This is a genomic window from Terrabacter terrae (assembly GCF_039529575.1).
In the GTDB taxonomy this organism is placed as follows: Bacteria; Actinomycetota; Actinomycetes; order Actinomycetales; family Dermatophilaceae; genus Terrabacter; species Terrabacter terrae.
Map to the genome: position 1 here is coordinate 108,649 of NZ_BAAANB010000001.1, position 4,363 is coordinate 113,011.

Annotated in this window: 5 protein-coding genes; 2 read left to right on the top strand and 3 right to left on the bottom strand. The window is 71.5% G+C overall.

What is annotated here, in order from left to right:
• On the top strand, positions 1-324 hold a 324-nt coding region (locus tag ABD194_RS00505; protein ID WP_343985887.1), incomplete at its 5' end, for a YibE/F family protein.
• Between the two features lie 103 nt (positions 325-427).
• Here ABD194_RS00505 and ABD194_RS00510 read toward each other — a convergent pair.
• The 3 genes from ABD194_RS00510 to ABD194_RS00520 form a co-directional block, all read right to left on the bottom strand.
• Positions 428-1,045, bottom strand: a complete 618-nt coding sequence (locus ABD194_RS00510) for a copper resistance CopC family protein (protein WP_343985891.1) — start codon at positions 1,043-1,045, stop codon at positions 428-430.
• 14 nt (positions 1,046-1,059) lie between these two features.
• Positions 1,060-1,851 carry a YcnI family copper-binding membrane protein gene (locus ABD194_RS00515; RefSeq protein ID WP_343985893.1) on the bottom strand — a complete coding sequence of 264 codons (792 nt, stop codon included), beginning with the start codon at positions 1,849-1,851 and terminating at the stop codon, positions 1,060-1,062.
• Positions 1,852-1,959: 108 nt separating this feature from the next.
• Positions 1,960-2,634, bottom strand: coding sequence for a hypothetical protein (locus ABD194_RS00520; protein WP_343985895.1), 675 nt, complete (start codon positions 2,632-2,634; stop codon positions 1,960-1,962).
• Between the two features lie 1,002 nt (positions 2,635-3,636).
• Between ABD194_RS00520 and ABD194_RS00525 the strand changes: the two genes are divergently transcribed.
• Entirely contained in the window at positions 3,637-4,248 is a 612-nt protein-coding gene (locus ABD194_RS00525) for a TetR/AcrR family transcriptional regulator (protein ID WP_343985898.1), read from the top strand.
• Positions 4,249-4,363: the final 115 nt, after the last annotated feature.

The following is a 4,363-nucleotide window of genomic DNA, read 5'->3' on the forward strand; positions in this document are numbered from 1 at the left end:
ATGCGGATCGGCAGGGACCACCTCGCCTCCACGGTCTACACCATCGTCTTCGCCTACGTCGGGACGGCCGTGCCGGTGCTGCTCCTGATCGCGTTGTACCAGCAGCCCCTCGCAGACCTGCTCCTGTCCGAGGACCTGACCGCCGAGATCGTCCGCACTTTGGCCAGCGCGATCGGGCTGGTCCTTGCCATCCCGCTGACCACCGCGGTAGCCGTGGCCGTCATCGGACCCCACGCGAACACGCCCCAGACGGCGCCTCACGACAGGCACAGCAGCCCCGCAGTACGTTCGAGCGCAGACCTGGTTGACGTCACCGACCCGTGACCTCCGACCAGCGCACCAGACCAGAGCACCCGACCGCTGCTCCGGACCCGTCCAAGCGCAGGCCTCGGGGCAGCAGCCGGACGGATGCTCACCTGCCGTGGTCTCACTCGTCCTTGGGGCCTCGTGCCCTGCGCCGGTGAACCTGCCAGCCCACCGCGACAAGGACGGCAACCGCGATGAGCGCGGCCAGAATCGCCGCGAAGGGCAGCCCTGACCCCGACCCGGTCGTATGCGCGGTGACCGGGGGCGTCGCCGTGGCTGCCTGCGTCGTGGTCGCGCCCGTGATGCTGGCGGCGCTTGGCGCGTGTGAGGTGAAGGAGAACTCACCCGACACGGGGTGCCCGTCGGCTGACGTCACCCGCCACGAAACCGTGTAGTGCCCGGCCGGGGCGGAGCCGGGCAGGTCCTGCACGACGGTGGTGTCGACGAGCCGCGGTTTGGGCACGCTCACGGGCCCGGCAGGACCGGTCACCACGACCTGCGTCCCGATCGACAGCGCCGGATCGGTGAAGGTGATCACGACCCGGCTCGGAGTCTGCGCGACCGTCGAGCCGTTCGCGGGCGAGGTCGAGACCAGAACGTCGTGAGCCGCGGCCGGGCCGGCGGCCACCACGAGGGCGAGCGCCGAACCGAGGAGGACCAGCAGCGCTGAGCCCAGGGCGGTCCGCAGCCGCCGCATCAGTCGTGCCTGCCCAGCCGTGCCTGCGTGCTGAGTCGTCACGGACTGCTGGGTTGTCACGGACGTGTCCCGGTCACGGGGCGCCGGCGACGCCCGGCCACGGCGACTGCCACGGCGGCGAGTCCCAGGACGATGCCGATACCGCCCAGGGTCCGGGCGAGGGTGTCGTCGGCGGCGCTGTCCGCAGCAGGGGTGCTCGTGGACGCGGCGCCTGCACTGTCGTGGCCAGGGGCCGCTGCGGCGGCGGTCACGGTGAAGGAGGGTGCGGGGTGTTCCGGCTCGACGCCGGAGGCCGGGGTCGGCTGGTCCCAGTGCACGACCGACCCGTCGGACAGCGTTTGCGTGGCCGGCAGCATGACGAGTCCCGGCTCGGGCAGCGGCCCCACCGAGAGGTCGAACTCCTGGTACTGGTCCGGCCCGATCTTGGTCCCGGGGCGGGCGGTCCAGGTCACCGTGCGGACGGCCTTGGTGACGGTGGTGCCGTCGACGGTCGCCGGCTTGGGCAGTGGCGCCTTGGTCACCGAGACGTCCCAGCCGGCCACCGGCCTGGCAGCCACGGACAGGAACGGCTTGTCGGTCGGCATTTCGACCGAGACCTTGACGGTGCTCGCGGTCGCGGACTCGTTGGGGACCCGGAAGGCGAGCTCGCTGAAGGATCCGGAGGTGGTGCTGTCGGTGTCGACGTGGACGTGGCCCTCGGCTGCGGCGGCGGAGCCGGCGATGAGCGCGGCAGCCAGGCCCAGGGCCGCGACGAGACGGCGGCCGGACCGGCGGCTGGACCGGGGGCTGGAGCGGGGGCTGGAGCGGGGGTTAGGGGTCTGGGGCGCGACGTGCGCATGGGTCGTCATTGGGTGTCCTCGCATGGCTGGGGACCGCTCGTCTTGAGCGGTTGGCAGGGTGAATGGGTCCGGGACCGGACGCAGCAGCCGACCCGCCGCCACCAGGCGGCGAGCAGGTCAGGCCAGGGCCGGCACGAGGCGCGGCGGTGGCCCGCGCGGGGACGTGCCCTCCACCCACCAGAACACCACCGGCCGGAACATCGCGGCGGCCGGCCCGGCGGGCTGGCCCTCCACCGCAACAGCCACCACGGACGGCAGCGGGCGCGGAACGATCCGATCGAGCAAGGCCCACAACGCCGCCTCGCCCCGGGCGACGACGACTGCGGTGAGCAGGGTGGCCACGACGTGAGCCGCCAGCATCGGCCACCAGCTCATCGTGTGGGCCATCGGCCCCGAGGCCATGGCCCCGGTCGACATCCCGGCCGCAGGCAGGTGGACGGGGCTCGATGCGCCGGTCATGCGGCACGATCCGCCCGTCAGAACCATCGAATGGTGCCCCACCACGGTGACCCGGGCAGCAGTGCACGCGGCTGCGCCCGTGGTCACGGAGAGCACGGCGTGCAGCAGGACCTGCTCCACGCCCAGGGCAGTCAGGACGCGCGGAAGCCGGCACCTGCGATCGGTCACGAACAAGACGACCGGAGCAGCGAACAGCACCAGCAACGCGAGGACGGGAAGGCTCGGAAGGCCCCCGCCGCCGGCGTGGTGTGCACTGACGGCAAGCAGCAGCGAAACAGCGCCCAGCATCCCGGCACGGACCAGCCGCACCGGGCCTCGAGTCACTGCCTGCACCACTCGACCCTATCCACCACCTCTGGCCCTCCCTCACACCGTTGGGACGTTCCAGAGCCAGAATGCCCACCGAACCGAAGCTCGTCAGGGCAGCAAGCCGTCCCCTTTCAACGTCCGCGATAGCGGCTGGGGCGGCCAGCCTGTGTCCACTGGGATGGCAACTTCTCGCGTCGTCGGACGGCGGCACCCACGAGACGAACGACAGCCACGATGAGCCCGTGCACGAGCGGCTCGTCAGAGGCAGCACGGGGCGTAGTCACACTCCGTCTTGGACGTAGGGGTGCCACCGCACGGAGAGTTGAGATTGAACGTGGTCAGCGGTGGCACTGTCCGTCGCCTACCCAGCCGATGCGACACACATCGGGCACGGCCTCCGCGCACACCTAGTGGCTGATCGGCACTGCTTGTGCCCAGTGAAACGTCCTCTTCTGCCGCTCTGTGCCCCTTCGACGCGAAGGTGTGGAGGACTGGGAGCTGGCCGCCGACCGGCGCCGCGCTACAGATCGCGTGCGGCTGTCTCCTCTGCTTCGGCCGCACTGAGGTGCTCGCGGGCCTTGTCCGGTCGGCCCTGCTGTTGATGACGAGCGGCGGTGCGTCGGTGAGCCTCCGCCCTGCGCAAGAACTCCTCGCATCGCGCGTGCGTGCGACCTCAGCGGCCTCAGCGGATGTCTCCGCCGCACGGCGGGCGTCCTTCAGTTCGCCCTTCCCCATTCCTTCTCCTGATGCAAGCCGAGCACGCAGGCCACGAAGTTCCCTGACGCGACGGCGCGCGCGTGCCGCGCGCTCACGAGCCTGAGCCATCCGGCGTTCGGCTGAGGCAGAGAGCGCGACAGGTGACCCATGCAAGGCAGTGTGCTCTCCGCTGGCCCCGGACGCCGCTTCGCGCTGCGTTGCAACGGCGGCCGCGCCGGGACACCCAGGGCAAGCCGCCATTTGGACGGCTCGTCACGCCCGAACGTCATCGCTAGGTAGACTGACCTACCTAACGTGCGGAGGGGATCCATGAGCAAGCCCGGTTCGGCCAGGCAGCGGTTGCTGTCCGCGGCAGCGGAGTGCTTCTACGCCCACGGCGTCGCCGCGACGGGCATCGACACCATCACCGCGACCGCGGGCGTGGCGAAGATGAGCCTGTACAACAACTTCGCCTCCAAGGACGAGCTGGTGCTGGCCTACCTGCAGGAGCGTCACGCCGAGTGGCTCGCCCTCTACGAGGCGAGGCTGGCAACCAGCGACGGCACCGGTCGCGCCGGCGTGGCAGCGGTGTTCGACGCGTACGCCGACCACGCCAACGCCGCCTACGTCCACGGCTTCCGCGGCTGCGGGCTCCTCAATGCCGCGGCCGAACTGGCCAGTGGCGCCGCCGGGCGCGACCAGGTCCGCCGGCACAAGGAGCAGGTGCAGCAACTGCTCGCCGGTCACCTGACGAACGTCAACAGCTTGCCCGCGGACCAGGTCGAGGACCTGGCCCTACAGCTGTCGTTCGCGCTCGAGGGCGCCATGTCCCGCGCCGGCCTGGAGGGACGGTCCGACCTGATGGTCCGCGCCAAGGCCCTCGCGCTGCAGCTGGTGGACCAGGCCACCACCGCGGACGCCACACCGCAGGCCACCGCATGAAGGCCGGGACCGGCTGGGGCACGACGGCGGTGCTGCTCGCGGCGCTGCTGTGGGGCACCACCGGCACCGCGGCGGCGTTCGCACCCGGGGTCTCGGGGCTGGCGGTGGGCGCGGC

Coding starts and splice junctions, on each gene's coding strand:
- ABD194_RS00515 (WP_343985893.1), bottom strand. CDS start 1,851: ATGACGACCCATGCGCACGTCGCGCCCCAGACCCCTAACCCCCGCTCC.
- ABD194_RS00525 (WP_343985898.1), top strand. CDS start 3,637: ATGAGCAAGCCCGGTTCGGCCAGGCAGCGGTTGCTGTCCGCGGCAGCG.